The 26,450-nt window shown below is 71.4% G+C and carries 25 protein-coding genes and 2 pseudogenes; 14 read left to right on the forward strand and 13 right to left on the reverse strand.

The window, feature by feature from the left end:
* Window positions 1-294: 294 nt before the first annotated feature.
* Window positions 295-558 (forward strand): Tn3 family transposase, encoded by a 264-nt coding sequence (locus tag PV682_RS44415; RefSeq protein ID WP_407705778.1) that lies wholly within the window; start codon window positions 295-297, stop codon window positions 556-558.
* Window positions 559-586: 28 nt separating this feature from the next.
* Here PV682_RS44415 and PV682_RS32305 read toward each other — a convergent pair whose 3' ends face one another.
* The 4 genes from PV682_RS32305 to PV682_RS32320 form a co-directional block, all read right to left on the reverse strand.
* A complete protein-coding gene (locus PV682_RS32305; RefSeq protein WP_319735307.1) occupies window positions 587-1,282 on the reverse strand; it encodes an NAD-dependent epimerase/dehydratase family protein in 696 nt (231 codons plus the stop codon).
* A gap of 15 nt (window positions 1,283-1,297) precedes the next feature.
* Window positions 1,298-2,176, reverse strand: a complete 879-nt coding sequence (locus PV682_RS32310) for a TIGR03620 family F420-dependent LLM class oxidoreductase (protein ID WP_319735308.1) — start codon at window positions 2,174-2,176, stop codon at window positions 1,298-1,300.
* A 114-nt stretch (window positions 2,177-2,290) separates the two neighbouring features.
* On the reverse strand, window positions 2,291-3,778 hold the full coding sequence (locus tag PV682_RS32315; protein ID WP_319735309.1) for an MFS transporter: 1,488 nt from the start codon (window positions 3,776-3,778) through the stop codon (window positions 2,291-2,293).
* A gap of 45 nt (window positions 3,779-3,823) precedes the next feature.
* Window positions 3,824-4,939: an XdhC family protein gene (locus tag PV682_RS32320; protein WP_319735310.1), complete on the reverse strand. Its 1,116-nt coding sequence runs from the start codon at window positions 4,937-4,939 to the stop codon at window positions 3,824-3,826.
* A 46-nt stretch (window positions 4,940-4,985) separates the two neighbouring features.
* Between PV682_RS32320 and PV682_RS32325 the strand changes: the two genes are divergently transcribed.
* The 5 genes and pseudogenes from PV682_RS32325 to PV682_RS32345 form a co-directional block, all read left to right on the forward strand.
* Window positions 4,986-5,570 carry a 2Fe-2S iron-sulfur cluster-binding protein gene (locus tag PV682_RS32325; RefSeq protein WP_319735311.1) on the forward strand — a complete coding sequence of 195 codons (585 nt, stop codon included), beginning with the start codon at window positions 4,986-4,988 and terminating at the stop codon, window positions 5,568-5,570.
* On the forward strand, window positions 5,567-6,580 hold the full coding sequence (locus PV682_RS32330) for an FAD binding domain-containing protein (protein ID WP_319735312.1): 1,014 nt from the start codon (window positions 5,567-5,569) through the stop codon (window positions 6,578-6,580). The genes PV682_RS32325 and PV682_RS32330 overlap by 4 nt, the downstream gene beginning before the upstream one ends.
* Window positions 6,577-8,706 carry a xanthine dehydrogenase family protein molybdopterin-binding subunit gene (locus PV682_RS32335; RefSeq protein ID WP_319735313.1) on the forward strand — a complete coding sequence of 710 codons (2,130 nt, stop codon included), beginning with the start codon at window positions 6,577-6,579 and terminating at the stop codon, window positions 8,704-8,706. Before PV682_RS32330 ends, PV682_RS32335 begins: the two co-directional genes overlap by 4 nt.
* Window positions 8,707-8,715: 9 nt before the next feature.
* The gene (locus tag PV682_RS32340) at window positions 8,716-9,348 is read left to right on the forward strand and encodes a TetR/AcrR family transcriptional regulator (protein WP_319735314.1); all 633 of its coding nucleotides are present in this window, start codon (window positions 8,716-8,718) and stop codon (window positions 9,346-9,348) included.
* A gap of 233 nt (window positions 9,349-9,581) precedes the next feature.
* Window positions 9,582-9,857: pseudogene (locus tag PV682_RS32345) on the forward strand (SDR family oxidoreductase); the annotation flags it as partial.
* A 959-nt stretch (window positions 9,858-10,816) separates the two neighbouring features.
* Here PV682_RS32345 and PV682_RS32350 read toward each other — a convergent pair.
* On the reverse strand, window positions 10,817-10,957 hold the full coding sequence (locus PV682_RS32350) for a hypothetical protein (protein WP_319735315.1): 141 nt from the start codon (window positions 10,955-10,957) through the stop codon (window positions 10,817-10,819).
* Between the two features lie 166 nt (window positions 10,958-11,123).
* Window positions 11,124-11,522, reverse strand: a complete 399-nt coding sequence (locus PV682_RS32355; RefSeq protein ID WP_319735316.1) for a hypothetical protein — start codon at window positions 11,520-11,522, stop codon at window positions 11,124-11,126.
* Window positions 11,523-11,573: 51 nt separating this feature from the next.
* Between PV682_RS32355 and PV682_RS32360 the strand changes: the two genes are divergently transcribed.
* Entirely contained in the window at window positions 11,574-11,774 is a 201-nt protein-coding gene (locus PV682_RS32360) for a hypothetical protein (RefSeq protein ID WP_319735334.1), read from the forward strand.
* Window positions 11,775-11,856: 82 nt separating this feature from the next.
* On the opposite strand, the pseudogene PV682_RS32365 reads toward PV682_RS32360, so the two are convergent.
* The 4 genes and pseudogenes from PV682_RS32365 to PV682_RS32380 all read right to left on the reverse strand — a co-directional run.
* Window positions 11,857-12,138 (reverse strand): annotated as a pseudogene (locus PV682_RS32365) (epoxide hydrolase N-terminal domain-containing protein); the annotation flags it as partial.
* Window positions 12,139-12,243: 105 nt separating this feature from the next.
* A complete protein-coding gene (locus tag PV682_RS32370; RefSeq protein ID WP_319735317.1) occupies window positions 12,244-13,467 on the reverse strand; it encodes a cytochrome P450 in 1,224 nt (407 codons plus the stop codon).
* 50 nt (window positions 13,468-13,517) lie between these two features.
* Window positions 13,518-15,008: an FAD-dependent oxidoreductase gene (locus PV682_RS32375; RefSeq protein WP_319735318.1), complete on the reverse strand. Its 1,491-nt coding sequence runs from the start codon at window positions 15,006-15,008 to the stop codon at window positions 13,518-13,520.
* Window positions 15,005-15,628: a TetR/AcrR family transcriptional regulator gene (locus tag PV682_RS32380; RefSeq protein ID WP_319735319.1), complete on the reverse strand. Its 624-nt coding sequence runs from the start codon at window positions 15,626-15,628 to the stop codon at window positions 15,005-15,007. Before PV682_RS32380 ends, PV682_RS32375 begins: the two co-directional genes overlap by 4 nt.
* A gap of 169 nt (window positions 15,629-15,797) precedes the next feature.
* Between PV682_RS32380 and PV682_RS32385 the strand changes: the two genes are divergently transcribed.
* The 7 genes from PV682_RS32385 to PV682_RS32415 all read left to right on the forward strand — a co-directional run bounded on the left by PV682_RS32385 (window position 15,798) and on the right by PV682_RS32415 (window position 24,508).
* Complete coding sequence (locus PV682_RS32385; protein ID WP_319735320.1) at window positions 15,798-16,973, forward strand: thiolase C-terminal domain-containing protein; 1,176 nt, start codon at window positions 15,798-15,800, stop codon at window positions 16,971-16,973.
* A 23-nt stretch (window positions 16,974-16,996) separates the two neighbouring features.
* Window positions 16,997-17,425 (forward strand): Zn-ribbon domain-containing OB-fold protein, encoded by a 429-nt coding sequence (locus PV682_RS32390; protein ID WP_319735321.1) that lies wholly within the window; start codon window positions 16,997-16,999, stop codon window positions 17,423-17,425.
* On the forward strand, window positions 17,422-17,946 hold the full coding sequence (locus PV682_RS32395) for a DoxX family protein (RefSeq protein WP_319735322.1): 525 nt from the start codon (window positions 17,422-17,424) through the stop codon (window positions 17,944-17,946). The genes PV682_RS32390 and PV682_RS32395 overlap by 4 nt, the downstream gene beginning before the upstream one ends.
* A complete protein-coding gene (locus PV682_RS32400; RefSeq protein ID WP_319735323.1) occupies window positions 17,943-20,552 on the forward strand; it encodes a CaiB/BaiF CoA transferase family protein in 2,610 nt (869 codons plus the stop codon). Before PV682_RS32395 ends, PV682_RS32400 begins: the two co-directional genes overlap by 4 nt.
* Before the next feature lie 53 nt (window positions 20,553-20,605).
* Entirely contained in the window at window positions 20,606-21,895 is a 1,290-nt protein-coding gene (locus tag PV682_RS32405) for an amidohydrolase family protein (RefSeq protein ID WP_319735324.1), read from the forward strand.
* 67 nt (window positions 21,896-21,962) lie between these two features.
* Window positions 21,963-23,423: an aldehyde dehydrogenase gene (locus PV682_RS32410; RefSeq protein ID WP_319735325.1), complete on the forward strand. Its 1,461-nt coding sequence runs from the start codon at window positions 21,963-21,965 to the stop codon at window positions 23,421-23,423.
* Window positions 23,420-24,508: a Zn-dependent alcohol dehydrogenase gene (locus PV682_RS32415; RefSeq protein ID WP_319735326.1), complete on the forward strand. Its 1,089-nt coding sequence runs from the start codon at window positions 23,420-23,422 to the stop codon at window positions 24,506-24,508. Before PV682_RS32410 ends, PV682_RS32415 begins: the two co-directional genes overlap by 4 nt.
* Window positions 24,509-24,824: 316 nt before the next feature.
* Here the strand turns inward: PV682_RS32415 and PV682_RS32420 are convergent, their stop codons facing one another.
* The 3 genes from PV682_RS32420 to PV682_RS32430 form a co-directional block, all read right to left on the reverse strand.
* Window positions 24,825-25,715: a PLAT/LH2 domain-containing protein gene (locus PV682_RS32420; RefSeq protein ID WP_319735327.1), complete on the reverse strand. Its 891-nt coding sequence runs from the start codon at window positions 25,713-25,715 to the stop codon at window positions 24,825-24,827.
* A 188-nt stretch (window positions 25,716-25,903) separates the two neighbouring features.
* Entirely contained in the window at window positions 25,904-26,047 is a 144-nt protein-coding gene (locus tag PV682_RS32425; protein WP_319735328.1) for a hypothetical protein, read from the reverse strand.
* A 142-nt stretch (window positions 26,048-26,189) separates the two neighbouring features.
* Window positions 26,190-26,450: YybH family protein (locus PV682_RS32430; RefSeq protein WP_319735329.1), on the reverse strand; the 261-nt coding region annotated here is incomplete at its 5' end.

Consider the following 26,450-nt stretch of genomic DNA (forward strand, 5'->3'; position numbering starts at 1 on the left):
CTGAGCGTCATGACAAGGACCGGCAGGATCCGCTGCTGGCCGGGGGCGACCTGGACCCTCGTCTCTGGGAACCACAGCTCGCACCAGGCGAACGAGGGGTACCCGGCCAACGCCGATCTGGTCATCGGGGGGATGTGCTGGAGATCCTGACGCGTACGGCGTACCAGACCGGCTGGACCCGGCACTTCGGGCGACCCTGCGGATCAGACACGAAGATCAAGAATGCGTTGGGGCGGTACGCGCTGGTCCTTCGCCTATGGGGCGGACCTCGGCCCGGCGCAGGTGGCCCGGTGCATGTCCAGCCGGGCGCTGCGGGAGGTCGGCCGCGCGGTACGCAGCATCGTGCTGCTGCGCTACGTGTCCGAACCCGAATTACGGGAAGGCGTCACCGCGATCACCAACCGGGGCGAGGCGTTCCGAGGCGCCGCTAGGACGCGGGGAGACAGAGGATCCGGCGGTCCCCATGCCCGCCGCCCGCGTCAGGCAGTTCCTCGACGCTGCCGTCCGGCTTCCCGGCGGCCCTGCCGGACCGTGTCGGCGCGAACCGCGCCATGGTGATCGAGCCCAGTCCGGTCCCGGCCTTCGCTCATCGGTTTTCCCCTCCGGGCACCGCTCCCCCGACGACGGCTCCCAGCCGGTTGATGTCGGGGCTGTGCAGCACAGCGGGAGCGCCGCCCCGGAGGTGGACGACGGCGATCATCGCGCGGCCCAGGTGGTCGGTCGTGGTCGTGTGCGACGGTGCCAGCCGGTGCAGCAGGGGGTACAGCCACGACGTGAGCCGGTACATCAGGCGGTGGGACGGGGTCCGGGGGACGGCGCCGTGGAGGGGCCGGACGTAGAAGGGCCGGAAGACATAAGTGGGGAACGGCATCCTCAGCAGTGCGTTCTCGGTATGCCCGAGGACCACGGCCCACGCCGAGCGGCTCGATTCGGAGGCGCCCTCCCCGGACACGAAAGTGAAGGTCAGGGACGGGTTGGCCGCGCTCACCGCGGCGGCAGCCGCCAGCGTGTGGTCATGGGTGATCCGGAAGTACTCCTCCTCGCTGCGGCCGGCCGAGGAGACCCCCGCGCAGTAGAAGCAGGCGTCCAGATCCTCGAACTCGCCTCGGACGGCCGTGAAATCCGTGAAATCGGTATGGACGACCTGCCGGACCTTCGGATGGTTCACGTTCAGAGGCGTGCGCACCACCAGCAGGACGGAGTCGACCTGCGGATCCAGGAGGCAGGCCCGCAGCGCCCCTTGGCCGATCATTCCGGACGCCCCGAAGATGACGACCCGCATGAACCGCTCCCGGTGCTAGATCAGGGCAGCGGCGAGGCGGCGCCACTGCGTGCGGGGAAGAGCCGCCAGAGGAGAGGCGGTCGACTCGGCGGTGAGCACTTGCAGGGCGACATGGTCGGCGCCGGCGGCCCGGTGTTCGTCGACCCGGCGCTTCACCGCCGCTTCGTCTCCCCAGGCGATCATGGCGCCGAACAGGCGGTCGCTCGCCGTCGTCACGTCTTCTTCCGTGAACCCCAGCCGCAGGAGGCTGTTGGCGTAGTTCGGCTGGGCGAGATATGACCGCAGCCAGTCGCCCGCGACGGCACGCGCTTCGTCCGCGTCCGCGGCGAGGACGACCGTCTGTTCCGGCAGGACGAGCCCTTTGTCGCCCACGGCCTCACGGGCACGCCGCGTGTGCTCGGGGGTGACGAGGTAGGGGTGCACGCCCCGGGCCCGCTTCGCAGCCACCTCCAGCATTTTCGGGCCGAGCGCGGCGAGCACCCGGCCCTCGGCCGGCACCGGCTCGTCCGCCGTGTCCAGCCCGTCGAGGAACGCTGTCATCGCGGCCGGCGGCCGACGGTAGCGGCCGGTTTCGACGGCGTCGACGCGATGGGCGTGGCCCACGCCGACGCCCAGCAGGAACCGGTCCCCGTGGGTGGCGGTCAGCGAGGCGTACAACGCGGCGACCGCCGTCGGCGTGTGGGCCCACAGGTTCAGTACGCCGGTCGCGACCACTGTCCGGCGGGTGGCGGCCAGAAGCCGGCCGACCGCGTCGAACACCTCGGGCCCGCCCGGGTCCGGCACCCACACCGCGCTGAACCCCAGCTCCTCCAGTTCCGCCGCCGCGTCGGCGGCTTCGGCCGGATCGCCGTAGCCCAGCCCAGGACTCCACACACCCACACCGGAGAGATTCATGCCGCCCTTTCGTCATGGGGGGCGTTCACGAAGGGACACCCATTAACAAAAACGACTCGTAGTCGTTTCCTATTTGATCGTGGGGCTGCCGGTCTGTCAATGAAGACCCTGCTGTCAGTCAAGACCCCCAGGAAGCCGGACGCGGTCGGAGAGCGGTGCGGCGGCGGCCTTTTCAGGCTCGGTCCCGTCCGTCTCGGGTTCGCCCCGGCGGCCCCGGGGACGTGGGATGAGCAACGTCACGGCGGTGGCGGCGAGCGCACCGCCGGCGGCGACCAGGAAGGAGACCGTGTAGGCGTGGTCGGTGGGCAGCGGGACCGCCGCCGTCACACTCCCGGCGAGGATCCCGGCGATGACCTGGCTGCCGAGCGAGGAGCCGACCGAGCGCACCAGCGTGTTCACGCCGGTCGCTTCTCCGGTCCTGGCGGCGTCCACGGAGTCGACGATCAGGTTGGGCATGGCGGCGAAGCTCAGGCCGATCCCGGCGAAGGCGAGCACGGTGAATCCGAGCACCGCGCCCTGCGAACCGTGGTTCGCCGCGAGGGCGAACAGACCCGCGGCGCTGATCACGCCGCCCAGGGCCAATGGCACCTTGCTCCCGAAGCGGCTGCTCAGCAGGCCGGAGAACGGCCCCGCGACCAGCATCGTCAGGGAGCCCGGGAGCATGAGCAGTCCCGCGCGGGTCGCGTCGGCGCCGAAGCCGTAGCCGGACGACTCGGGTGTCTGCACGAGCTGGGGCACCAGCAGGAAGACCCCGAACATGCCGAAGCCGACGAGCAGGGTGGCCAGGTTGGTCATCAGTACGGGCCCTCGCCGAAGGACCGCCATGTCCACCAGGGGCTCGGCCGTCCGGCGTTCCACCAGCACGAACAGCGCCAGGACCGCCACGCCGAGAGCGATGAGCCCGAGGGTACGGCCGCTCATCCAGCCCCACTTGGTGGCCTGGCTGACGGCGATCAACGGGACGCTGATACCGATGGCCAACAGCAGGGTGCCCCACAGGTCGACCCGGCCGGGGGCTCGGTTCGCTGACTCCGGCAGCAGCGTCTGCGCCGCGACGGCCGCGAGGAGCGCCATCGCCGTACCGGCCCAGAAGATCCAGCGGTACGAGGCGTGGTCCACCAGCAGGCCGCCCATCAGCAGACCGATGCCGCCGCCGATGCCGGAGAGGGCGGACACCAGGCCCACGGCTCCGGCCCGTCGCCGTTCGGGGAAGGTGTCGCGGACGATGCCGAAGCACAGCGGGAAGATGCCGCCGCCCGCGCCCATGACGACCCGGCCGGCCACCACCAGGGCCAGGTTGTCCGCTGACGCGGCCAGGGCGCTGCCCGCCGCGAACAGCACCAGCGCGATCACGAGCAGCCGGCGCTTGCCGAACATGTCGCCCAGTCGCCCGATCACCGGCGTCAGGACCGCGGCCGACACCAGGTAGCCGGTGAACGCCCATGCCACGTCCTGCGCGTTGGTGTGCAGTGAAGCGGTCATGTCGCCCAGGGCCGGTGCGATGGACGTCTGGGCCAGCGAGAAGGTCATCGCCGCCAGCCCCAGAATCGCCATGCCGCGCGCTGCGGACGGTCTCGACGCGGGTTGGGTCTCCTCGGTCACGTTGTTCGTTCCTTTCCGATCCGTTGGTTCGACGGGTGGGTGTTCTCAGGACGCCTGATGGATGGGGCCCTTGCTGAAGGACAGCCGCTCTCCACTCCCGCCCCACCTCTGCGCGACGATCTCCGCCGCGATGCTCACGGCCGTCTCCTCGGGGGTACGGCCGCCCAGGTCGAGGCCCAGCGGGGAAGACAGGCGGGACAGCTCCGCGTCGGTGAGGCCGGACTCGCGGAGGCGGGCCAGGCGGTCGGTGTGCGTGCGGCGGGAGCCCATCGCGCCGACGTAGGCCAGGGGGAGGCGCAGGGCGACCTCCAGGACCGGGACGTCGAACTTCGGGTCGTGGGTGAGCACGCAGACGACCGTGCGCTCGTCCACGCGTCCCGCGTCCGCCTCCGCGCGCAGATAGCGGTGCGGCCAGTCCACGACCACCTCGGCGGCTTCGGGGAACCGGCGGTCGGTGGCGAAGACGGGGCGGGCGTCGCAGACGGTCACCCGGCGGCCGAGGAAGACGCCGATGCGGGCCGTGGCCGCCGCGAAGTCGGTGGCGCCGAACACGATCATGCGGGGCGGGACGGCCAGGACGGAGACGAAGAGGGTGACGTCGTCGCCCTCGCACCCGCCGTCGGGGCCGTAGCGCAGCGTGCCGGTGCGGCCGTCGGCGAGCAGGGTGCGCGCGTCGGCGGTGGCCGTTTCGTCGAGGCGTGCCGAGCCGAGGGATCCCGCCGTACGGTCCGGCCACACCACCAGGCGGGCCAGAGGGCCGGGGTCGCGCTCGGTGACGTGGACCACCACGGCCACGGGCTCCCCGGAGCGCACGGACGCGGCCACCTCGCCGAGGTGCGGGAAGCCGGCGCGGTCGATCCGCTCCACGAGGACGTCGATGGTTCCGCCGCAGGTCAGACCTACGGCGAACGCGTCGTCGTCGCCGACCCCGTACCGCTGGAGCGCCGGGGTGCCCGTGGCGAGGACGCCCTGGGCGGTGTCGTAGACGGCGCTCTCCACGCAGCCGCCCGAGAGGCTGCCGACCGCCGTGCCGTCGGCGCCGACCAGCATGGCGGCGCCCGGCGGGCGGGGTGCGGAGTGCCAGGTGGACACCACCGTGGCCATGGCCACCGGTTCGTCCGCCCGCCACCACCGGTCGAGGTCGTCCAGCACGTCACGCATCGGTTCACCGTCACAGACTGATGTAAGAGGCTGTTACATTGCATGTATGAGCCTCTCACATTCACCTCCGGACAGCTCCGTCGCCCCCCACCGGCAGGGCTCCCCGAGCAGTGCCGTGACGCTGCGGATCAACGCGAGCGAGCACCGCCTCACCCTCGACAACCGCGTCACCCTGCTTGACGCCCTGCGCGAGCGGCTCGGCCTCACCGGCACCAAGAAGGGCTGCGACCACGGCCAATGCGGCGCCTGCACCGTCCTGGTGGACGGCGAGCGCGTGAACAGCTGCCTGACGCTGGCGGTGACCGCCGAGGGCAGGGAGATCGTCACCGTCGAGGGATTGACGGACGGCGACAGGCTGCACCCGGTGCAGCAGGCGTTCCGCGACCATGACGGACTCCAGTGCGGTTACTGCACCCCGGGCCAGATCTGCTCCGCCGTCGGCGCCCTGGCGGAGGCGGAACGCGGCTGGCCCAGCCACGTGACCGAGGACCTCGCGGCGGACGTGGTCGAACTGGACGCCGACGAGGTCCGCGAGCGCATGAGCGGCAACCTGTGCCGGTGCGGGGCGTACGGCGGCATCGTCGCGGCCGTCCTCGACGCCGCGGCCGAAAGCAGCAGGGGCGCGGCATGAGGGAGTTCGCCTACGTACGCGCGACGGACGCACAGGAGGCCCAGACGCTGGTCGCGGGACGGCCCGACGCGGTCTACCTGGGCGGTGGCACCAACCTCGTGGACCTGATGAAGCTCGGCGTGACGAGCCCCCGCCTCCTGGTGGACGTCTCACGGCTGCCCTACGACCGGATCGAGCACCGCGCCGACGGGTCCGTGCTGATCGGCGCGGCGGTGCGCAACGCCCCGCTGGCCGGGGACCCCGGCATCCGCCGCCGCTTCCCGCTGATCGCCGCAGCCGTGCTCGCCGGGGCGTCCGGACAGGTGCGTTCGGCCGCCACCGTCGGCGGCAACCTGCTCCAGCGCACCCGCTGCGGCTACTTCTACGACGTCACCAAACCCTGCAACAAGCGCTCCCCCGGCACCGGCTGCCCGGCCGTGCACGGCGCGCACCGGGAGCTGGCCGTCCTCGGCACCTCGGACCACTGCGTGGCCACCCACCCCTCCGACCTCGCCGTCGGCCTGGTGGCACTGGACGCGACGGTGCGGGTGCGCTCCGCCGACGGCGGCGCGCACGCGGTGCCGGTCGAGGATCTGTACCTGCTGCCCGGCTCCACCCCGCACCGGGAGACCCTGCTCGCGCCCGGCGATCTGATCACCGGTGTGGAGGTGCCGCCGCCCCCGTCCGGGGCCGCGATGCGCTACCGGAAGGTACGCGACCGCACGTCGTACGCGTTCGCGCTGGTCAGCGCCGCCGTATCGGTGTCCGTCGGCGACGACGGCGCGCTGCGGGACATCCGTATCGCGCTGGGAGGCGTCGCCCCGCGGCCCTGGCGGGCCCGGACCGCCGAAGCGCTGCTTCGCGGGCGGCGGCCCGACGACGACGCCGTGCGCGCGGCGATGGACGCCGAACTCGCCGGGGCGCGCCCGCTGCCCGACAACGCGTTCAAGCTCGACCTCGCCCGCGACCTGGTCGCCGCATGTGTCCGGGACCTGGCCACGGAACCGACCGGAACCGGTGAGCGACGATGACCACAGCCGAACGGAGTGAACACGCCGCTGTCGGCGCCCCGGTGGTGCGTGCCGACAGCCTCGACAAGGTCACCGGCAGAGCCCGGTACGCCTACGAGTACCCGGTGCCGGACGTCGCCTACGTCTGGCCGGTCGGCGCGACCATCGCCCGGGGCCGGGTGCGGGAGGTCGATCCGTCCGCCGCGCTGGCCGTGCCCGGCGTGCTCGCGGTCCTGGACCAGGACAACGTGCCCCGGCTGCGGCCGGGCGCCAGGAGCGCCTTCGTCTCCCTGGAGGACCTGTACGTTCTCCAGTCCTCCGAGGTGGCCCATCGCGGCCAGGTCGTGGCGGCGGTGGTGGCCCTCTCCCTGGAAGCGGCCCGCGAGGCCGCCGCCGCGGTGCGTGTGACGTACGAGCGGCAGCCGCACGACGTGGTGCTGCGCGCCGATCACGAAGCGATACGCCAGCCGGAGACGATGGGCGTCGGTCTGCCCGCCGCTCTGGCGTTCGGCGACGTGGACCAGGCACTCGCGGACGCGCCGGTGCGCGTCGAGGCGACCTACACCACCCCCGCCGCACACGCCAGCCCGCTGGAACCGCACGCCACCATCGCCTCCTGGGACGGGGACCGGCTGACGCTGCACAACAGCGACCAGGCCCCGTACCTCAGCGCCCAGGCCATCGCCACGCTGTTCGGCCTGGAGGAGTCGGCGGTGGAGGTCGTCTCCGAGTACGTCGGCGGCGGCTTCGGCTCCAAGGCGATGCCGCGCGTCCCCACCGTCCTCGCCGCCCTCGCGGCGCGCGCCGTCGGGCGCCCGGTGAAGATCGCGCTGACCCGGCGGCAGATGGTGTCCCTGGTCCCCTACCGCTCGCCCACGATCCAGCGGCTGCGGCTCGGCGCCGACCGCGACGGGCGGCTCGTCGCTCTCGACCACGACGCCGTCCAGCAGTGCTCGACGCTGCTGGAGTACACGGAGGAGACGGTGGCCCCCACCTCGACCCTGTACGCCGTACCCCACCTGCGCGCCACGGCCCGGGTGGCGGCGCTCGACGTGCCGCCGCCCAACTGGTTCCGCGCCCCCGGGTACACGCCGGGGATGTTCGCGCTGGAGTCGGCGATGGACGAACTGGCCTGCGCTCTCGGCATCGACCCGATCGAACTGCGGATCCGCAACCAGCCCAAGAGGCACGGCGCTCACGAACGCGCCGCCTGCCTGCGTGAGGGCGCCGCACGGTTCGGCTGGGACCGGCGTGACCCCTCTCCCGGTGCGCGGCGGGAGGGCCGCTGGCTGGTCGGCACCGGCGTCGCCGTCTCCTACCACCCGTACGCCGCCATGCGGACCCACGCCCGCGCGCGCGTCGAGCCGGACGGCACGTACCGGGTCACGGTCGGCGCCGCCGACATCGGGACGGGCGCGCGCACGGTGCTCCACCAGGTGGCCGCCGACGCGCTCGGTGCGCCGCTCGACCGGGTCCGCCTCGACATCGGGCGGGCGTCGTTCGGCTTCGCCGCAGCCGCCGGCGGGTCGATGGGCACCGCCTCGTGGAGCCGGGCCGTGTACAAGGCGTGCCGCTCGCTGGCGGCGGAGCTCTTCGCGCGCGGCGGCACGGTGCCGGACAGCGGTCTCGAGGTGCCGGCCGACACGGCCGGGGACCTGGGGGAGCACACGGCCGGACATACGCACGGGGCGCAGTTCGCGCAGGTGCGGGTGGACACCGACACCGGTGAGATCGTGCTCGACCGGCTGCTCGGGGTGTTCGCGGCCGGCCGGATCCTCAATCCGAGGACGGCACGCTCGCAGTTCCTCGGAGCCATGACGATGGGAGCGTCCATGGCCCTGCTGGAGAGCGGCGAACTCGCCCCGGACTTCGGTGACTTCACCGAACAGGACCTCGCCTCCTACCACTTCGCGGCCAACGCCGACATCCGCGACCTGGAGGCGGTGTGGCTGAGCGAGCCGGGCGACGCGTCCAGCCCCACCGACGTCAGAGGCATCGGCGAAGTCGGGATCGTCGGCACCGCCGCGGCGATCGCCAACGCGTTCCACCACGCCACCGGGGTGCGCGTACGCGACCTGCCGCTGCGCCTCGAACGGTCCCGGCAGGCGCTCGCGGCCGGGCGCCTCGGTCCCGGTCTGCCTCGGTAAACTGCGGGAATGGCAAGGACGGAGCGGGGGCGCGGGCGCGACAACTATCACCACGGCGACCTCGCCACCGCTCTGGTCCGGGCCACCTTGGAGATCGTCGACGAGGTGGGGGTGCGCCGCTTCTCCGTCATCGAGGCCGCGCGCCGCACCGGGGTCAGTCCGGGAGCCCCCTACCGCCACTTCGCCGACCGGGACGCTCTGCTGGTCGCCGCCTCTCTCGACATCCAGAACAGGGTGAAGGAACTCTTCCTGGAGGTGCTCGGCACCGCGACGACGCCGACGGAACGGCTGACCTCGGTCGTGGCCGCGTACATCCGCGTCGCCGCCGACCTCCGCGGCGGGTACGAGCTGCTGACGGCTCCCTCCCTGCTGGAAGCCAACCCCGAACTGCGCGAGGGAAACCGTGCGCTGGCGGACCTGCTGCTGCCGTCCGCGCTGGAGCTGGCTCCCGACGCGCAGTCCGCCCACGCCCTGCTGGACGCGATCTGCTCGCTCATGCGCGGGTACGCGGCACGGCTGCTCGACGGGGAGTTCGGCGCGTCGGAGCGGGCCGTGGAGGAGATCGCCGCCCGCGCGACGACGGCGACCCGGGCTGTGGTGGCGGGTCACCGGGGCGGAGCGGCCGGGCTCGCGGAGAAATGAGCCGGGCCACAGGACGCAGTCGGCTTTGCCGATGCCTGGACGGGTGAAAGCGAGCGGACGACACGGCGCCGCACTGACCATCGCCTCGTACCACCTTCCGTAGTCCATCAGGGTGCCTTGGCGCCTGGTGCGCAAGGCTGGACAGCCTCCTCACGGAATCCGGTTCCCCTTGGACGCCAGGGTGAACGACGCCCAGCGGGTCGCCACGCCGAGCGGGCGGGTGCCCACGGAGCGGGAGTGCGTCCGGCGCCGTCTACACGATGTCCAAGCACGGCGTGATCGGGCTCACCCAGTCCCTCGCGGTCATGTACGGCGGCTCCGGAATCCGCACCAACGCCGGCGTCGACGAGGGGACGCACGGCCTCAGGGTCCTCGCCGGGTATCGGCAGAACCTCCGCTGCTCCGAAGCGGACGAACCGGCCGCGGCGATCGTCTTCCTGGCGTCGGACGCGGCGAGCAGCATCAACGGCGTGGTCCTGCCGGTGGACAACGGCATAGCAGCCGCCTGAGCGGTCCTGGTGAAGTTCACCGCTGAAAGGGGCACGGGGCCGTATCCGATCTGCGGCTCCGCCGCGTGGGCGCGAGCAGTCAGCTCTCCCGGCCGCGGGAGCCGGACCGATGGACGTCGTCAGACGCCAGGGCGACGGCAGGGCCGGAGAACGCAGGAGGGACACCGCTGAGGAGAAGTCAGGCGACCGTGCTCTGATGGGCGTTGCTGATCGGCTCCGTCATGTCGGAACCCTGGCAAGGGTGTCACCGGTGCTGTGTCGGCGAAGACCCGACGAGATCCTCGTCGGCGTCACCGCCGCCGCCTCCGACCAGATACGACTCGTCTTCGTGGCGGCATCGTGTCCACCGAGCGCGAAGCCGTCCCCGCCTTGCAGCGACCACGTCCGAGGCCGCCGTCCTCACTGAGACCGCCCGCCCACCGGACTCCCCGCGTCGCCTCCAGCCGCGAACTCGCAGACGCACACGTCAGGGATGCCATCGCCCTTCGGGTACGACGGTGAGGGCGCGGCGGGTCTCAGCTCCGGGCCTGGGGCGCCTTCCTCCCCACCGGCAGCCGCTCAACGCTTCGCGGAGCGGTCGGCCGCTCACAGAGCAGGCTCACGCGCCGACGCTGACGCGGAGGAGGCTGGGTCTTCGGGATCTTCATGAGACTGGCAGTCGGCCTGAGCCGCACCCCGTTCACCCGATCCCAACCTGTACACGTTCGACTCATGACCGGCCACGCACATCTCGTCCCGCCCGCAGACGACGGGCGGGACAGAAGGCGTAGGGTCGGAAGCCGCCCCAGCGACGAACACGGCGGCGCGCGACCACGGGACGACCCGACACGCGCCGCCTGCGACCCCCTGGCCCACGACTTTGACGCCGTCACGGCCACCGACGGCACCGGCTGGATCGTCACCGACACCTTCTCCGGTTTCTTACGACATGGACGTCGCAGGCCCGCGGGTGCAGAAACTCAACGCAGACCGCACGCCGCCACCGTCCGCCACCAGCCGGACTGCTGGTCACCCGTGCACCGGACGATCAGCCCGACCACGGGGGTGAAGGTGACGTCCGTTCGCTCCTGCCCCGAGGGGGCCTCCAGGGCATGTCGCATCTGATTCGGCCGTCGAGTGGTCAGCTCGGCCGATCCACCCGCCAGGTGCGGCACCGCGCCTGCCGCGTCAGGCTCACCGGGAGTTCGCGGGCGAACCCCGAAACTCCGTCGCCCGCTCAGGGCACGCGGCCCCGGCACTCCCCGCCCCGGTCGATCGCCGAAGGCGTCAGCGCGGTTCGCGGAAGGCGGAGCGGAGGTCGTGGATCCAGGCTCCAGGATTCTCCCAGGGGCCGAAGTGACCGCCCGTTTCGTGCACGTTGACCGCGCGGATGTCGCCGTAGAAGCCGGTCCGGCCGACCAGCGCCGCACGCTCCTCGGGGGTGTACGTGCCGGGCGGGTGAGCCTCGCCGAGCAGGATCGTGAAGCCGGTCGGTGCCTCGATGGGCGGTGTGCGGTCGTGTGCGGGTGTCCAGGGGTAGAGGTTCATGTTGCGGTAGGTCCGGATGGACGAGCCGATGGCCTGGTTGGCCCAGTACAGGGTGGCGTTGGTGAGGATGTGGTCGACGGGGAAGACCTCGTCGAAGCCGGCGCGCAGGTCGCTCCACGTGCGCCACCGTTGTCGCATCTGCGGCGGAGACCCTCGGCGGTCACGTCCCAGAACCGGTCGCCCTGGAACATGTTCAGCGGCATCTCGTCGTACAACTGGATGCCGTACAGGGAGTCCGCGTACTTGTGCCCCAGCTGGGCTCCGACCAGGCTGCCCTGGTCGGCCATGCTGACGAAGTTCTCCCGCTCGCTGGTGAGCGGCGTGGAGAAGGCGTATCCCGGCGAGGAAGCCACCACGACGTCGAAGGCGTCGGCGGGGTCGCCGCCGTAGGCGGCCGGATCACCTTGCTCCAGTCCCAGAACGTCCAGGGCCAGCCGTGCAGGAGCAGAAGCGGAACGGGAGCCGGCCCTCTGCCCGGTTCACGCAGGAAGTGCACCGGGGCTCCCCCGGCATCGACGCGGTGGTGGGTGCAAGTGTTCAGCTCCTTCTCCACGGCACGCCAGTCGAACTCCTCGGCCCAGTACGAGACGAGAGGGCGCAGGTAGGCCGTGGGAAGGCCGTAGACCTCACTCTCGTTGCCGGGGGCGGGGGCGAACCGGGTCACCCTGAGCCTGGTCCTCAGGTCGTCCAGGACATCCTGGGGGATGTGGATGGTGTACGGCTCAAGTCCGGTCGGCTGCGGGACAGCGGTCACAGCCCGTCCCTCTCTGTTGATGAGGGTCTGAACTGGTCATTCCGGCCGTCAGGGAAGCCCGGCGCCGCAGGCCCGGGCTCCTCATGCTGGTCTCCCGGCCCGCCGTCAGGCGGGCAGGACCTCCTTCACCCCGAGCCACAGCTCCGACGGGCCGCGCAGATCGGGTGAGTCGCGGTAGGGCGGCGGGTCCTGGAGCAGGCGGGGACCGGCCAGGCGCCGGCTCAGCTCCCGGACCGCGATCTGGCCCTCCATCCGGCCGAGCGGGGCACCGAAGCAGAAGTGGGTGCCGCCGGCGAAACTGAGGTGGGCGTTGTCGGGGCGGGTGATGTCGAAGGTGTCCGGGTCGGTGAAACGGCGCGGGTCGCGGTTGGCGGCGGCGAGGTTCAGGATGACCGAGGCGCCCTTGGGGATCACCTGGTCGCCGACCCGGATGTCGGCGGTGGCGGCGCGAGGCCGCATGTGCGCGGGCGGCTCCATCCGCAGGGTCTCCTCGACGGCGCCGTACGCGAGCGAGGGGTCGGCCTTCAGCCGGGCCAGCTGGTCCGGGTGGCGCAGCAGGAGAAGCATGCTGCTCGTGATGAGGTTGACGGTGGTCTCGTGCCCGGCGCCGAAGATCATGAGGGCGGTGCCGAGCAGTTCCCGGAGGTCGAGCGGGGCGCCCGGGCCCTCGTCGTGGATCATCCGGGACAGCATGTCGTCCCCGGGGTTCTCCCGCAGCCGCTCGACGTGCGTGCTCAGGTAGGCGATCGCCTGCTCCTGGTGGCGGCTCCGTATCTCTATCAGTTCGGCGTCGGACGGGTCGATCATGAATTCCCGTTCGACGTCGCCGAGGAGAGGGCTGAGGATGTTCGCGCCCTCCTCCAGGGGGATGCCCATCATGTGGCAGATCACCCGGACGGGGATGGGGTGGGAGAACTCCTCGACCAGGTCGAACTCGGCCCGGCCCATCAGGTTGTCGAGGCGCTCGCGGACGAGCCGCTCCACCATCGGCCGGTAGTCCTCCACACCGCCGGGGCGCGCGGGCGGACCGAAGTGGCGCATGGTCAGCCCGCGCAGCCGGTCGTGCTCGGGGTTGTCGCGGATGATGAACGTCGGGGCCGTCCCCGGGGTCGGCACGTTGACGGTCATCCGGGTGCCGGGGGTCGCCTTGCCGACGTCCGAGGAGATGCGCGGGTCGCTCAGCAGCGCTTTCACGTCCTCGTACCGGCTGACGACATAGGTGCCGTCGTCCTGCACGGAGACCGCTTCCTTGCGCAGCTCGGCGTACAGGTCCCAGGGGTGGGCACGGCTGTCGGGGTGGAGGATCTGCTTGAACAGGGTGGATGCCATGAGGCCGTTCCTCACTTCCGGTAGGTGCGGGGCTTCGGGGAAGGGGCTGCTCAGCGGCCGACCGGGTGGACGGCGTGGGAGGTGTTGTCGTCGCAGGCGGAGAACCCGGCCGGGAACGGCGCGCCCTCGCGGACGAGGGACTCGTAGTAGGGCAGGTGCCGCCCGTTGTCGAAGGTGACCGCCGCGACGGTGCGGTCGCCGCGCCCGTACAGCACGCTGAAGGAAGCCTCGCCGAGCGCGCCCTGGACGATCTCGACGCGGTCGGCGATGCCGGGATGGCCGACGCCCTTGATGTTCACGCCGAACTGGCTGGACCAGAAGGACGGCAGGCCGGTGTGGGGGCCCGGGTCCTGGCCGTCTGGGCGGGTGATGTTGCGGGCAACCGTCTCGGCCTGGGTGCGGGCGTTGCTCCAGTGCTCCACCGACAGCAGGCGGCCGGGCAGGAGGGGGTGCGGGGCGGCGGCGACGTCGCCGGCCACGTACACGTCCGGCACGATCTCGCCCTGGTCGTCGAGGGCGCGACAGCGGTCGTCGCACCGCACCCCGGCGGCGTCGGCCGGCACACCGGAACCGTCGAGCCATTCGACGTTGCGCTGGGCGCCCAGGGCGACGACGGCAAGGTCCGCTTCGACGGTGGCGCCGTCGGACAGGCGGATCCGCCGCAGCGCACCGGTGTCGTCGGCTTCGAAGCCCTCGACGGTGGTGGCCAGGCGCAGGTCGACGCCTCTGCCGCGGGCCAGGCCGGCGACCGCGGAGCCGACCACGCTGCCCAAGGGCCCCTGCAACGGGGTGTCCTGGGCTTCGACGAGAGTGACGTCCAGGCCGAGTTCGCGGCACCCGGAGGCCAGCTCACCGCCGAGGAAGCCGGCGCCGATCACGGCCACCCGGCGGGGCGGCAGGGCCAGACGGCGCTGGAGTTCGGCGGCGTCGTCGCGGGTGCGGACGGTGAGGATTCCGGTGATGCCGTCGGCGGCACCCCCGGGGAAGGGGCGGGCCCGGGTGCCGGTGGCGATGACGACGGTGTCGTAGCCGATGCTGCTGCCGTCGGCGAGGCGCACCAGGCGGCGGCCGGTGTCCAGGGCGGCGGCTGCCACCCCGAGGCGGAAGTCGGCGTCCAGGGTCTGGGTGACCGGCAGTTCCAGGCGGTCCGGGGGCAGCTTCTCGCTCACGCACGCCTTGGTCAGCGGCGGCCGGTCGTACGGACGGTGCGGCTCGTCCCCGATGATCGTCAGCCGCCCGGCGAAGCCTGCCTCGCGCAGTGATTCGGCGGTCTTCAATCCGGCCAGCGACGCCCCGACCACCACCACGTGCGGGCCCTGGCGTGGGCCGGTCGCCACCGGTGCGTCCGCGTCCTCGACGCCGAGGGTGATGGCCTTGACGGGGCAGGCCACCTGGGCGCGCACGAGCTGTTCCCGCATCTCGTCGGGCGGGTTCGGCACGTAGGTCAGGGCTTCGGAACCGTGCAGGGTGAAGGCGTCGGGTGCGGCGAACACGCACTGCCCGTAGCCCACGCAGCGGTTCAGGTCGACGCTGACCTTCATCGGGCGTCCTCCCGCCCGGCCGCGAGGACCGGGAGCAGGACGCGGTCCACCAGCGACTCCAGGAACGCGTCGTCCAACTGCCCCCCGGCGATCAGGACGTGGTTCAGCTCCACGCCCCGGATCACGTCCGCGACGAACACCGCGTCCACGTCCGCGCCGATCTCCCCCCGCTCCTGGGCCCACTGGAGGACCGTCTCCGTGAGACCGGCGTAATGCACACGGAACAGGTCTTTGGCCATCTGCCCGGCCTCGCTGCCGCCGGCCGCGGCGACCAGCAGGCCGGCCGTGTACTGCGGGGTGAACTGCCGCTGCCGCTGGGCGGATGCCCGCAGGTTCTCCAGCAGATCACCCCGCAGCGACCCGGTGGCCACCACCTCGAACGGCGCGTCCACCGACCGCACGACCGCACGGCGCAGCGCCGCCGTCATCAGCTCGTCCTTGTTCGCCCATCGCCGGTACACCGTCTTGGTGCTGGCGCCCGCCCTGCGGCACACCTCGGTCAGGCTCAACCGCTCGTAGCCCACCTCGGACAGCAGCTCCAGCGCCGCGTCCAGCAAAGCGGCCTCACGCTGGGCGTCCAGCGGACGGCCTGGTGACTTCTTCTGACTCGACACGGTCATGGCTCGGACCTCACAGTTGGGAAACGACACGGCGCCTTTTCCTCAGTAGAGACCGTGACGCCCCTCGCGTCAAGTCTCCGCCCACCTCATTGACAAGCGCGTCCGGCGCGTGTTCTCTGAGGTAATTAGGAAAAGCACTCGCGTCGTTTCCTTGAGTTGGAGCCGCTTCATGAACGCCTCTCCCTCGGCAGCGATCGTCGGCATCGGATCCACGGAGTTCTCGAAAGCCTCCGGCCGCAGCGAACTGCGGCTCGCACTCGAAGCCTGCACCCTCGCCCTCACCGACGCCGGCCTCGCCCCCTCGGACGTCGACGGACTCGTCACCATGACGATGGACGACAACGACGAGCCCGCCGTCGCCCACTACCTCGGACTCGACGCGCTGACGTTCTTCGCGCGCACCTCCGGTGGCGGCGGTGGCGGGCCGGGCACCCTCGCGCTGGCGTCGATGGCGATCGCCACCGGCAGCGCGCGGACCGTCGTCTGCTACCGGGCGATGAACGAGCGCTCGCAGGGACGGTTCGGACAGCCGTCGCGCTACGCGGGCGACGGAGCGGCCACCGCCGCGGCGGTCACCCTGTCGTGGGCCGCGCCCTTCGGCATGGTGACACCGGCCGCGTTCTTCGCGCCGAGCTTCCGCCGCTACATGCACGAGTACGGCGCGACCTCGGAGGACTTCGGCCGCCAGGCCGTCGTCCAGCGCGCCTACGCGAACAAGAACCCCCACGCCTTCTTCCACGACCGGCCGCTGACCCTGGACGACCATCAATCGTCGCGGATGATCGCCGACCCGCTGCGGCTCTTCGACTGCTGCCAGGAGAGCGACGGCGGGATCGCCCTGGTCCTCACCGCGCCGGACCGCGCCAAGGACCTGCGCCGGCCGCCCGTCGCCGTGCTCGGCGCGGCGATGGGGGTGGGCCCGCGGCAGTACGGCGTGGCCCCGCTCTACCGGGACGACCTCGCCGTCGCGGCCGAGACGCGGGTGATGGGCGACCAGCTGTGGGCGCGGTCCGGGCTCGGGCCCCGGGACATGGACGTCGCCCTGCTCTACGACCACTTCAGTCCGGCGGTGCTGATGCAGCTGGAGGCGCTCGGGTTCTGCCGCCCCGGCGAGGCCCCCGGTCTCATCAGGGACGGCGGCACCGAGATCGACGGGGTGATCCCCACCAACACCAACGGCGGCCAGTTGTCCGAGGCGTACCTCCACGGCTTCAACGGACTCACCGAGGCGGTACGCCAGTTGCGCGGTACCGCCGTCAACCAGGTCCCCGGCGCCGCCCACGCCGTCGTCACCGGCGGCTCGCACGCCCCCACCAGCGGAGTCGTCCTGGGACGGACGGCATGACCTGCGGAAAGGAGCCGGCCACGATGACCAGGGCCCCTGCGGCGGGTCGCCCGCGCCCGGCGGTGAACCCCGACACCCGGTTCTTCTGGGACGCCGCCTTCGACCGCCGGCTGGCGGTCCAGCGCTGCCGCGCGTGCCGCGCGCTGCGTCACCCGCCCGGCCCCGCCTGCCCCGAGTGCCACTCGCTCGACTGGGAGGTCAGCGACGTCAGCGGCCGTGGCACGCTCTACAGCTACACGATCCTGCACCACCCTCCCGCCCCCGGGTTCGACGGCCCCGCGGTCATCGCCGTCGTCGATCTGGAGGAGGGCGTCCGGATGATCTCGAACATCGTCGGGGCCGATCCGGCGACGCTGACGATCGGCGAGCCGCTGGAGGTCTGCTTCGAGGAGCACGTGGGCTGGACGGTGCCGCAGTTCCGCCGCCCGGCCGCGCGGGAAGCGGCCCGGTGAGCGCCGCGGCGGGCACGGACATCGCCGCCCTGCTGATGCGTCTGACGGTGGGCGGCACGATGATCGCGCACGGCTGGAACCACGCGTTCGGCGGCGGGGGCATCGCGGGCACCGCCCGCTGGTTCGAGTCCATCCGCGTACGCCCCGGCCGCCTCAACGCCCTCCTCGCCACCGCCACCGAACTCGCCGCCGGCCTGCTGCTCGTGCTCGGTCTGCTCACCTCGCCGGCGGCTGCGGCCGTGGTCGGCACGATGCTCGTCGCGCTGGTGACGAACCACCTGCGCAACGGCTTCTTCGTCTTCCGGCCGGGCGAGGGCTACGAGTACGTCCTCATGATCATCGTCGCCTCCTGCGCACTCGGCGCGCTGGGAGCCGGCGCCTGGTCCGTCGGCCACCACACCGGCACGCACGTCGGCGGATGGGCCGGACTCGCCCTCACAGCCGGCCTCGGAGCCGCAGCGGGCGTGATCACCCTGGCGGCCTTCTGGCGCCCCGAACCACACGAAGGAGGACCACGGTGACCGAACGAGATGCCGAGACCGGCAGCTTCCTGACCGGCGTCCGCGTGGTGGAGATCGCCGACGAACTCGGCGAGTACTGCGGGAAGGTCCTCGCCGGCCTCGGCGCGGACGTGATCAAGGTCGAACCCCCCGGCGGCGAACGCACCCGCGGCATCGGGCCGTTCGCCGACGACCGGCCCGGCCCCGACCGCAGTCTGCACTTCTGGCACTACAACTTCGGCAAGCGCGCGATCGTCCTCGACCTGGAGACCCCCGAGGGGCGCGAGCAGTTCTCCCGGCTGGTGCGGACCGCCGACGTCCTGCTCGACACCCGGCACCGCGACTACCTCCGCGACCGGGGACTCGGCTACGAGGAACTGCGCCGCACCCACCCGGGCCTGGTGTACGCCCGCATCAGCCCGTTCGGGGACACCGGCCCTTGGGCCGACCATGTGGGCAGTGACCTGATCCACCTGGCCCTGGGCGGCGTGGTCATGAACTGCGGGTACGACCCGAACCCGACCGGCACCTACGACACCCCGCCGGTGGCGCCCCAGATGTGGCACGCCTACCACATCACCGGGGAGATCATGGCCGCGCAGATCATGGTGGCCCTCTGCTACCGGCTGGAGACCGGGGTGGGGCAGGAGCTGTCGTCGGCCGTGCACGAGGCCGTCGCGAAGAACACCGAGACCGATCTGCCGGACTGGGTCTACAACAGGACGCCCCATCAGCGTCTGACGTGCCGTCACTCCTTCGGCAAGCGGGACTCGGGTACGGGCGCGGCGGCCACGACGCCGGGCATCTCGCGGACGAAGGACGGCCGCTGGGTCCTGCCGTACCGGACCTACCTGCCCGGTTTCACCTCCGGCGCGGCCTCCGTCGGAGGCGTGCTCGCTCCCTACGGGATGGCGGGCGACCTCCTCGACGAGAAGTACGACGACCCCGCCCTGCTGGCCAGGACGGAGACCATGCACCACATCAACGCGGCCGTCGACCGGTTCGTCGCCGGATTCACCTTCGACAAGGACCTGTGGAAGGAGGGCCAGGCCGCCGGGATGGCCTGGGCGCCCGTCCGCAGGCCCGAGGAGAACGCCGCCGACGAGCACTGGCGCGAGCGCGGCGCCTTCATCGACGTGGAACACCCCGAACTCGGCCGGACCTTCACCGAGATCGGCGCGAAGTGGTACAGCCCCGGACTGCCGTGGCGCACCGGCCCCCGCGCGCCGCTCCTCGGCGAGCACACCGCCGAGGTGCTCGCCGGCCTCGAAACCGTCCGCCTCACCCCGCGCGCCGTCCCATCGGCGAAGGCCGCGTCCGAACCGGTGCTCAGCCGGCACGGAAAACCCTTCGCGCTGGCCGGTGTCCGGGTCATCGACCTCAGCTGGTTCCTCGCCAGCGCGGGCGCCGGCCGGTTCCTGGCCGCCCACGGGGCCGAGGTGATCAAGGTCGAGCACCTGTCCCGGCTGGACGGGATGCGCCTTGGCCTCGGCATGCTGCCCGACGGCGGCCGGGCGGAGCGCGAGCGGGCGCAGGCACCGATCGTCCCGTCCCCGACGACCAGCGTGAACCGCAGCGGCGCCTTCATGGAGATCAACGCGGGCAAGCGGGGCATCAGCCTCAACCTGAAGGACTCCCAGGCCCTCGACCTGCTCAAAGAGCTGATCAAGGACGCCGACATGGTCGTCGAGGGCTTCTCCCCGGGGACCATGGAGCGGATGGGGCTGGGATACGAGGAGCTGCGCAAGCTCAACCCAGCGATCATCTACGTGCAGCAGTCCGGCATGGGCCAGCACGGGCGCTACCAGCGGCTGCGCGCCTTCGGGCCGACCGCACAGGCCATGTCGGGGATCTCCGACATGTCGGGGCTGCCCGAGCCCTACGCGCCGGCCGGCATCGGCTACTCCTACCTCGACTGGTTCGGCGCCTACCAGATGGCGACCGCGATGATCGCCGCCCTCCACCGCAGGCGCACCACCGGCGAGGGCTGCTGGATCGACTCCTCGCAGGTCGAGTGCGGGCTCTACCTGACCGGCACGGCCGTGCTCGACCACGCGGTCAACGGCCGCTCCTGGTCCCGCTACGGCAACCGCTCGCCCTACCTGCCGGCGGCCCCGCACGGCGTGTACCCGGCAGCGGGCGACGACCGGTGGATCGCGATCGCCGCGTTCGACCAGGAGCAGTGGCTCGCCCTGACCCGGGTCCTCGGGGTGCCGGAGTGGGCCGCCGACCCCGAGCTGAGCACGCCGGAGGACCGGCTGGCGCACCAGGACCGCCTGGACACGCTGCTCGCGGCGGCCACGGCGCGGTGGGAACCGTTCCGGCTCATGGAAGAACTCCAGGCCGCGCGGGTACCGGCCGGGGTCTGCCAGACGGCCCAGGACCGCTACGAGACCGATCCCCAACTCGCCCACCTGGACTGGCTGGTGGAGGTCGAACAGGCCGAGATGGGCCGCTGGCCGGTGAAGGAGGTCCCCGTCCGGTTCAGCGAGACGCCCGCCTACATCGGCGGCCGGTTCGACCGCAGCGGACCCGACTACGGCCAGGACAACGCCTACGTCTACGGCGAGCTGCTCGGCCTGTCAGCGGACGAGATGGAGGACCTCTCCCGCAAGGGGGTGATCTGACACCGGACACAGCCCCCCGCCTCACCCGACCGACCTCCGAGAAAGGCACCGGCATGACCGTCACCGACGACCGCAGCACCGAACTTCCGCTGGACCGGGACCACCCCCTGCTGGAATCGATCAAGGACATCAGGATCATCGATGTCGACACCCATCTGACCGAGCCCAGTGACCTGTGGACCTCCCGGGCGCCGTCCAAGTACCGGGACCTCGTCCCGCGCGTCGTCCACGTCAAGAACTCCGAACTCGCCAAGCTGGGCGTGTTCCGCCCGAAGAACACCGAGGACTCCGACACGTCCCCCGTCTGGATGGCCGGGGAGGACATCCCGCTCGGCTTCGCGGGCGGCGCCAGCGTCATCAACAAGTCCAACCAGAAAGTCAGGGGAGCGGACTTCGTCCACTGGCCGCTCACCGAGGTCTCGCCGGCCGCGAGCCTGGTGGAACCCCGCCTCACCCTCATGGACGAGGTCGGCATCTGGGGGCAGATCCTCTACCCCAACGCGGTCGGGTTCGGCGGGCAGGCCATGGCCCGGATCGAGGACCCGGAACTGCGGCTGACGGTTCTGCGGATCTGGAACGACGCCATGGCCGAGATGCAGGAGCAGTCGGGCGGCCGGATCATGGGCCTCGGCATCACCCCGTGGTGGGACATCGACCTCGCCGTCGCCGAGGTCCAGCGCATCCACGATCTGGGACTGCACGGCGTCAACACCAACGCCGACCCGCACAACCAGGGCCACCCCGACCTCTCGGAGCCGTACTACGCGCCGTTCTGGGACGCCTGCGAGAGCTTCGACCTGTCCGTCAACTTCCACATCGGCGCGAGCGTCTCCCAGAACAGCTACGCCGGCAGCAGCCCCTGGCCGTCCCTGGACTGGGACACGCAGATCGCCCTGGGCTCGACGATGCTCTACATCTACAACGCCCGCATCATCTCCAACATCATCTATTCGGGCCTGCTCGACCGGCACCCCCGCCTCAAGATCGTCTCCGTCGAGAGCGGTGTCGGGTGGATCCCGTTCATCCTCGACGCCCTGGACTACCAGGCCGTCGAGAACAACGTCGACCATCTGTCGATGAAGCCGTCGGACTACTTCCGCCGCAACATCTACGCCTGCTTCTGGTTCGAGTCGCAGGGCGACTTCCTGAAGGACATCAGCCGCCTCGGCATCGACAACTGCATGTTCGAGACCGACTTCCCGCACCCCACCTGCCTCTACCCGCAGCCGCTCAACGGCATCGCCAAGGCGCTGGGCGAGAACGACGTGCCGTGGGAGGACCGGGTCAAGCTGCTCAGCGGCAACGCGGCCAAGGTCTACAACATCGACGTCCCCACCGACTGACCGATCACGAGGTCCGGGCCGGCACCTCGGTCGGCCCGGACCGGCACCCCCACCGGGAGACATCGCCTTGACCGCTTTCCACAAGCTGTACATCGGAGGGGACTGGGTCACCCCGGACTCCACGCAACGCCTGGACGTCATCTCTCCGAGTACCGAAGAATCCGTCGGATCGGCGCCGAGCGCGTCCCGAGCCGACCTCGACCGGGCCGTCACGGCAGCGCGTGCCGCGTTCGACACCGGTCCCTGGCCGCACCTGCCCACGGCCGAGCGGGCCCGGCACCTGCGCCGGCTGGCCGACGGTCTGCGCGTCCACAACAGCCGGCTCAGCACCGTCCTCACCGACGAGGCCGGCCTGCCCGCCACGGCCAGCAGGGCCGACTCGTCCATCGGCCTCCTCACCTACTACGCCGACTTCATCGAGCACTACGACTTCGCCGAGCTGCGCGAGGGCGCGTACGCCGACGTCGTCGTGCGCAGCGAGCCCGTCGGAGTGGTGGCGGCGATCCTGCCGTGGAACTCACCGCTGGCCATCGCGTTCATGAAGCTGGCGCCCGCGCTGGCGGCGGGCTGCACCGTCGTGCTGAAGGTCGATCCTCTGACGCCGTTGCACTCGTTCGTCCTGGGCGAGGTGCTGGAGGAGATCGGGTTCCCCCCGGGCGTGGTCAACATCCTGCCCGCGGAACGCGAGGTGAGCGCGGCACTGGTCGCGCACCCGGGGATCGACAAGGTCAGCTTCACGGGCAGTACCGTCACGGGGATCCGCGTCGCCGAGGTCTGTGCTCGTGACCTGCGGCGCTACAGTCTCGAACTCGGCGGGAAATCCGCCGCGATCGTCCTTGAGGACGCCGACCTGCCCGCCGTGATACCGGTTCTGGCGGGTGCCGCATGCCTGAACAACGGTGAGGCGTGCGTCCTACAGAGCAGGGTGCTGGCTCCGCGCAGCCGCTACGACGAGGTGGTCGACGCACTCGGGGACGCCATGGCCGCCATGCCGGTCGGTGATCCGCACGATCCGAAGACCGTCTTCGGCCCGCTGATCAGCGAACAGCACCGGGACCGGGTGGAGGACTACGTCGCGAGCGGCATGTCCGAGGGCGCGCGGGCGGTCCTGGGCGGCGGCCGGCCCCAGGGGCTGACCCGGGGCTGGTACGTGGAGCCGACCCTGCTGCGCGACGTCGACAACCGTATGCGGGTCGCCCAGGAGGAGATCTTCGGGCCCGTCGTCTCGGTCATCCCCTACGACACCGAGAACGACGCGGTCACGATCGCGAACGACACGCCCTACGGGCTCTCCGGGACAGTGTGGACCGCCGACCTCGCCCACGGCATGGAGATCGCCGCGCGGGTCCGGGCCGGGAACTACGGGGTCAACGCCTTCGGCATGGAGAACTGCGCGCCGTTCGGCGGCTTCAAGTCCTCCGGTGTCGGCCGGGAGAACGGCCCCGAAGGCTTCGCCCAGTTCATCGAGAAGAAAGCGGTGCACGTGCCGAAGGGCACGCGCGTCGACAGCGACAGGAGCACGTCATGAAGGCAGCTGTGTTCACCCCTCCGGAGACCGGACTCCTCATCGAGGAGGTGACGCTGGACAGCCTCGGCCCGCACGACGTCCGGGTGAGCGTCGAGGCGAGCGGCGTGTGCAGGAGCGATCTGTCGACGCTCAGGGCGACGGCAGAGGCAGCCGGCCCGGCGGGGGCGCCGCCGATGATCCTCGGTCACGAGGGCGCGGGAGTCGTCACCGCCGTCGGCACCGACGTACGGCGGGTCGAGGCCGGTGACCGGGTCATCGCCTCGTTCGTCCCCGAGTGCGGCGAGTGCTGGTACTGCGTGCGCGGAGAGTCCAACCACTGTGAGACGTACGTGGGCAACGGGGCCGGCCACGTCACCCGGTCCGACGGGTCGCGTCCGGTGGGCATGTCGGGGCTGGGCACGTTCGCCGAGGAGATGATCGTGCACGAGCACGCCGTCGTCCCCGTGCGCACCGATCTGCCGAGCGAGCAGCTCGCTCTCATCGGCTGCGGCGTGACCACCGGCGTGGGCGCCGCGCTGTGGACCGCCCGGGTCGAACCCGGGGCGACCGTGGCGGTGTTCGGCTGCGGCGGGGTCGGCCAGTTCGTGATGCAGGGCGCCCGGATCGCGGGCGCGGCGCGTATCTTCGCCGTCGACCCGGTCCCGATGAAACGGGAGCACGCCCGGCGGGCCGGGGCCACCGACCTCGTCGACCCGAACGGTGCCGACCCGGTGGAACAGATCCGCGAGGCGACCGGCGGGCGCGGTGTCGACTACGCCTTCGAGGTGATCGGCAACCCGAAAGTGATCATGCAGGCGTACGACGCGACCCGACGCCGGGGCACCACGGTCGTCGTCGGGATGACCGCGGCCGACGCCACGATCACCCTGCCGGCCGTCCCGCTCTTCCTCCAGGAGAAGCGCCTCATCGGCTCGTTCTACGGTTCGGTCCAGATCCGCCGGAACTTCGCCGACCTCGTGGCGCTGGCCGAGAGCGGACAGCTCGACATCGGGTCCGCGGTCTCCCGGCGGATACGGCTCGACGAGGTCAACGACGCCTTCCGCGCGATGGAGGCGGGTGAGGTCATCCGCAGCGTCATCTGCTGACGGGCTCGTCCCGCGGCAGGGCGCTCCTCCGGCCGACGCATACGCGGTGGACCGCGCGCACACCCTGAGCCATCACCGCCGGGGCGCGAGGACCGGGAGCAGGACGCGGTCCACCAGCGACTCCAGGAACGCGTCGTCCAACTGCCCCTCGGCGACCAGGACATAGCTGAGCTCCACACCCGGATCAGGTCCGCCACGAACACCGCGTCCACGTCCTCACCCCACCTCCCCCCCCGTGATGACGGCCGTGCCGGAAAGGGCCCGGCTCCCGCGACGGCCGGCCCTGCGGGGTGGCGGGAGCCTTCGCGCCGGTCTCTCAGTCGCCCACGATGACGGTTTCGCCGTCGTCCTCGCCGCCGCCGTCGGAGACGATGTTGGGGAAAGCGCCTCCTTGGCCGTCCCCCAGGACGATGATGTCGCCGTCGTCGTCCTGGGGAGCCGAGGCGGCGCGGACGGCACCGTGCCGCTGCGAGCCGTGGGGTTCGTTCACGGCCGTCGCCGTCGCGCCTGGGACGCCGCGCGCTTCCGCCTGCTCGTAGCGCAGGCCGAAGACGTTGCTGTTGCCGAGGCAGTAGTCGGCCGCGCTGGAGCAGTCGTCCTTCTGGTCGAGCCAGTAGGCGGCGATGTCGTCGTGCCGCCAGACACCCACGGTGTCCGCGCCCGGCTCGCGGAGGACGATCCGGTCCAGGCACAGCCCGTTGCCGCCGTCCTTGGAGATCTCCACCCCGGTGACGGTGCCGAAGCCGTCGGGAGCGCCGAGCCGGTAGGTGTCGTTGTCGTTGCGTTCGAAGTCGTTGTACCAGGACTTGTCCAGGAGCACCCATGCGGACGCGTCGTTCGTGGCGTTGCGGAGCCTGCCGTAGACGTTGTCGTCGGTGCCCGCCCCCGATCGGTCGCACACGTGGATCTGTACGTCGTACGTCACCGCCGCAGCGGCTGCGGACATCTGGGCGTGTGCGGGTACGGCGAGCGTCAGCGACGCCAGAGTGGTGGCGAGCAGGGCGGCCGAGCGGGCGGACAGCGACATGCGGAACTCCTCGGACATCAGAGGCGTACAGGTGGCGGTCAGAACGGTCGCCATCCTGAGGCCGCCGAGCGGACTGCCCATGCGCAACGCCGGACAGGTCCGGAGCACGGCCCTGCTTTCACCCTCGTGGATCACCGGACTCATCAGGCGCCGCGCGCCCCCGGACAGATACCGGCGCACGTCGCGCTCCCCTGCGCCTCACGCCGCATGAGGTCTGACGGATGGTCAGGGGTTCGCGGATGCGGATGTGGGATGCGGTCAGGGCGATGCCTCGTGGGTCGGTGATGCGCCGGAAGAGCCGGCACCGCGACCACGGCCGCGATGGCCACGAAACGGGAGTGGCCCTCTGTCCCGGTAGCTGTCTTGCGCTACTGGACCTGGGCCCGGACCAGGCCGACAGCCGACTCGGGCTGGTTCGCGGGCGCCGTGACCTGTCCGCCAGGCCAGAGGCGTCTTCCCTCGGCTCGGGAACCCTGGACCACCTCGACCTCGCGGTCACCGAGTTCAACCACGCGTACTCCCCCGGATCGCGGCGGTTCATGACCGTGTCACCGTCGCCGGACAGCAGGCGGCGGCCGTATCGAGAAAGCCGATACGGCCGCCGCTGCCGTGAGGTGGTCCCGTCGCCCGACGGTGATGCCGGGGCGACGGGAATCAGACGCCGTAGGGGTTGTCGATGATGTAGACCCAGTCGCCTTCGGCCGTCCTCCTCATCACCTCAACCGCTTTTCCTTCCACGATGCCGCTCTCGCTGGTGATCCGCCAGGACGGCTGGACCATCGCGAGGTCCCCGTTCTGGTGGACCGACGCGGCCGTCACTTCCATGGTGCTGGGCGAGGCGAGGTAGGGCTTCAGTGCTTCCTTGATGTCTTCTCTGCCGTAGACGGGTTCTTGTCCCGGTCCGGGTACGAACAT

The sequence above is a fragment of the Streptomyces niveiscabiei genome, assembly GCF_033794345.1.
GTDB lineage: Bacteria > Actinomycetota > Actinomycetes > Streptomycetales > Streptomycetaceae > Streptomyces > Streptomyces niveiscabiei.

Excerpts from the sequence above, each read along its gene's own strand:
- PV682_RS32350 (WP_319735315.1), bottom strand. The coding sequence starts at position 10,957 with ATGCGACATGCCCTGGAGGCCCCCTCGGGGCAGGAGCGAACGGACGTC.
- PV682_RS32375 (WP_319735318.1), bottom strand. The coding sequence starts at position 15,008 with ATGAAGGTCAGCGTCGACCTGAACCGCTGCGTGGGCTACGGGCAGTGC.
- PV682_RS32310 (WP_319735308.1), bottom strand. The coding sequence starts at position 2,176 with ATGAATCTCTCCGGTGTGGGTGTGTGGAGTCCTGGGCTGGGCTACGGC.
- PV682_RS32390 (WP_319735321.1), top strand. The coding sequence starts at position 16,997 with ATGACCAGGGCCCCTGCGGCGGGTCGCCCGCGCCCGGCGGTGAACCCC.
- PV682_RS32320 (WP_319735310.1), bottom strand. The coding sequence starts at position 4,939 with ATGCGTGACGTGCTGGACGACCTCGACCGGTGGTGGCGGGCGGACGAA.
- PV682_RS32405 (WP_319735324.1), top strand. The coding sequence starts at position 20,606 with ATGACCGTCACCGACGACCGCAGCACCGAACTTCCGCTGGACCGGGAC.
- PV682_RS32355 (WP_319735316.1), bottom strand. The coding sequence starts at position 11,522 with ATGCGACAACGGTGGCGCACGTGGAGCGACCTGCGCGCCGGCTTCGAC.
- PV682_RS44415 (WP_407705778.1), top strand. The coding sequence starts at position 295 with ATGTCCAGCCGGGCGCTGCGGGAGGTCGGCCGCGCGGTACGCAGCATC.
- PV682_RS32370 (WP_319735317.1), bottom strand. The coding sequence starts at position 13,467 with ATGGCATCCACCCTGTTCAAGCAGATCCTCCACCCCGACAGCCGTGCC.
- PV682_RS32340 (WP_319735314.1), top strand. The coding sequence starts at position 8,716 with ATGGCAAGGACGGAGCGGGGGCGCGGGCGCGACAACTATCACCACGGC.
- PV682_RS32360 (WP_319735334.1), top strand. The coding sequence starts at position 11,574 with ATGTTCAGCGGCATCTCGTCGTACAACTGGATGCCGTACAGGGAGTCC.
- PV682_RS32380 (WP_319735319.1), bottom strand. The coding sequence starts at position 15,628 with ATGACCGTGTCGAGTCAGAAGAAGTCACCAGGCCGTCCGCTGGACGCC.
- PV682_RS32385 (WP_319735320.1), top strand. The coding sequence starts at position 15,798 with ATGAACGCCTCTCCCTCGGCAGCGATCGTCGGCATCGGATCCACGGAG.
- PV682_RS32415 (WP_319735326.1), top strand. The coding sequence starts at position 23,420 with ATGAAGGCAGCTGTGTTCACCCCTCCGGAGACCGGACTCCTCATCGAG.
- PV682_RS32305 (WP_319735307.1), bottom strand. The coding sequence starts at position 1,282 with ATGCGGGTCGTCATCTTCGGGGCGTCCGGAATGATCGGCCAAGGGGCG.
- PV682_RS32330 (WP_319735312.1), top strand. The coding sequence starts at position 5,567 with ATGAGGGAGTTCGCCTACGTACGCGCGACGGACGCACAGGAGGCCCAG.
- PV682_RS32335 (WP_319735313.1), top strand. The coding sequence starts at position 6,577 with ATGACCACAGCCGAACGGAGTGAACACGCCGCTGTCGGCGCCCCGGTG.
- PV682_RS32325 (WP_319735311.1), top strand. The coding sequence starts at position 4,986 with ATGAGCCTCTCACATTCACCTCCGGACAGCTCCGTCGCCCCCCACCGG.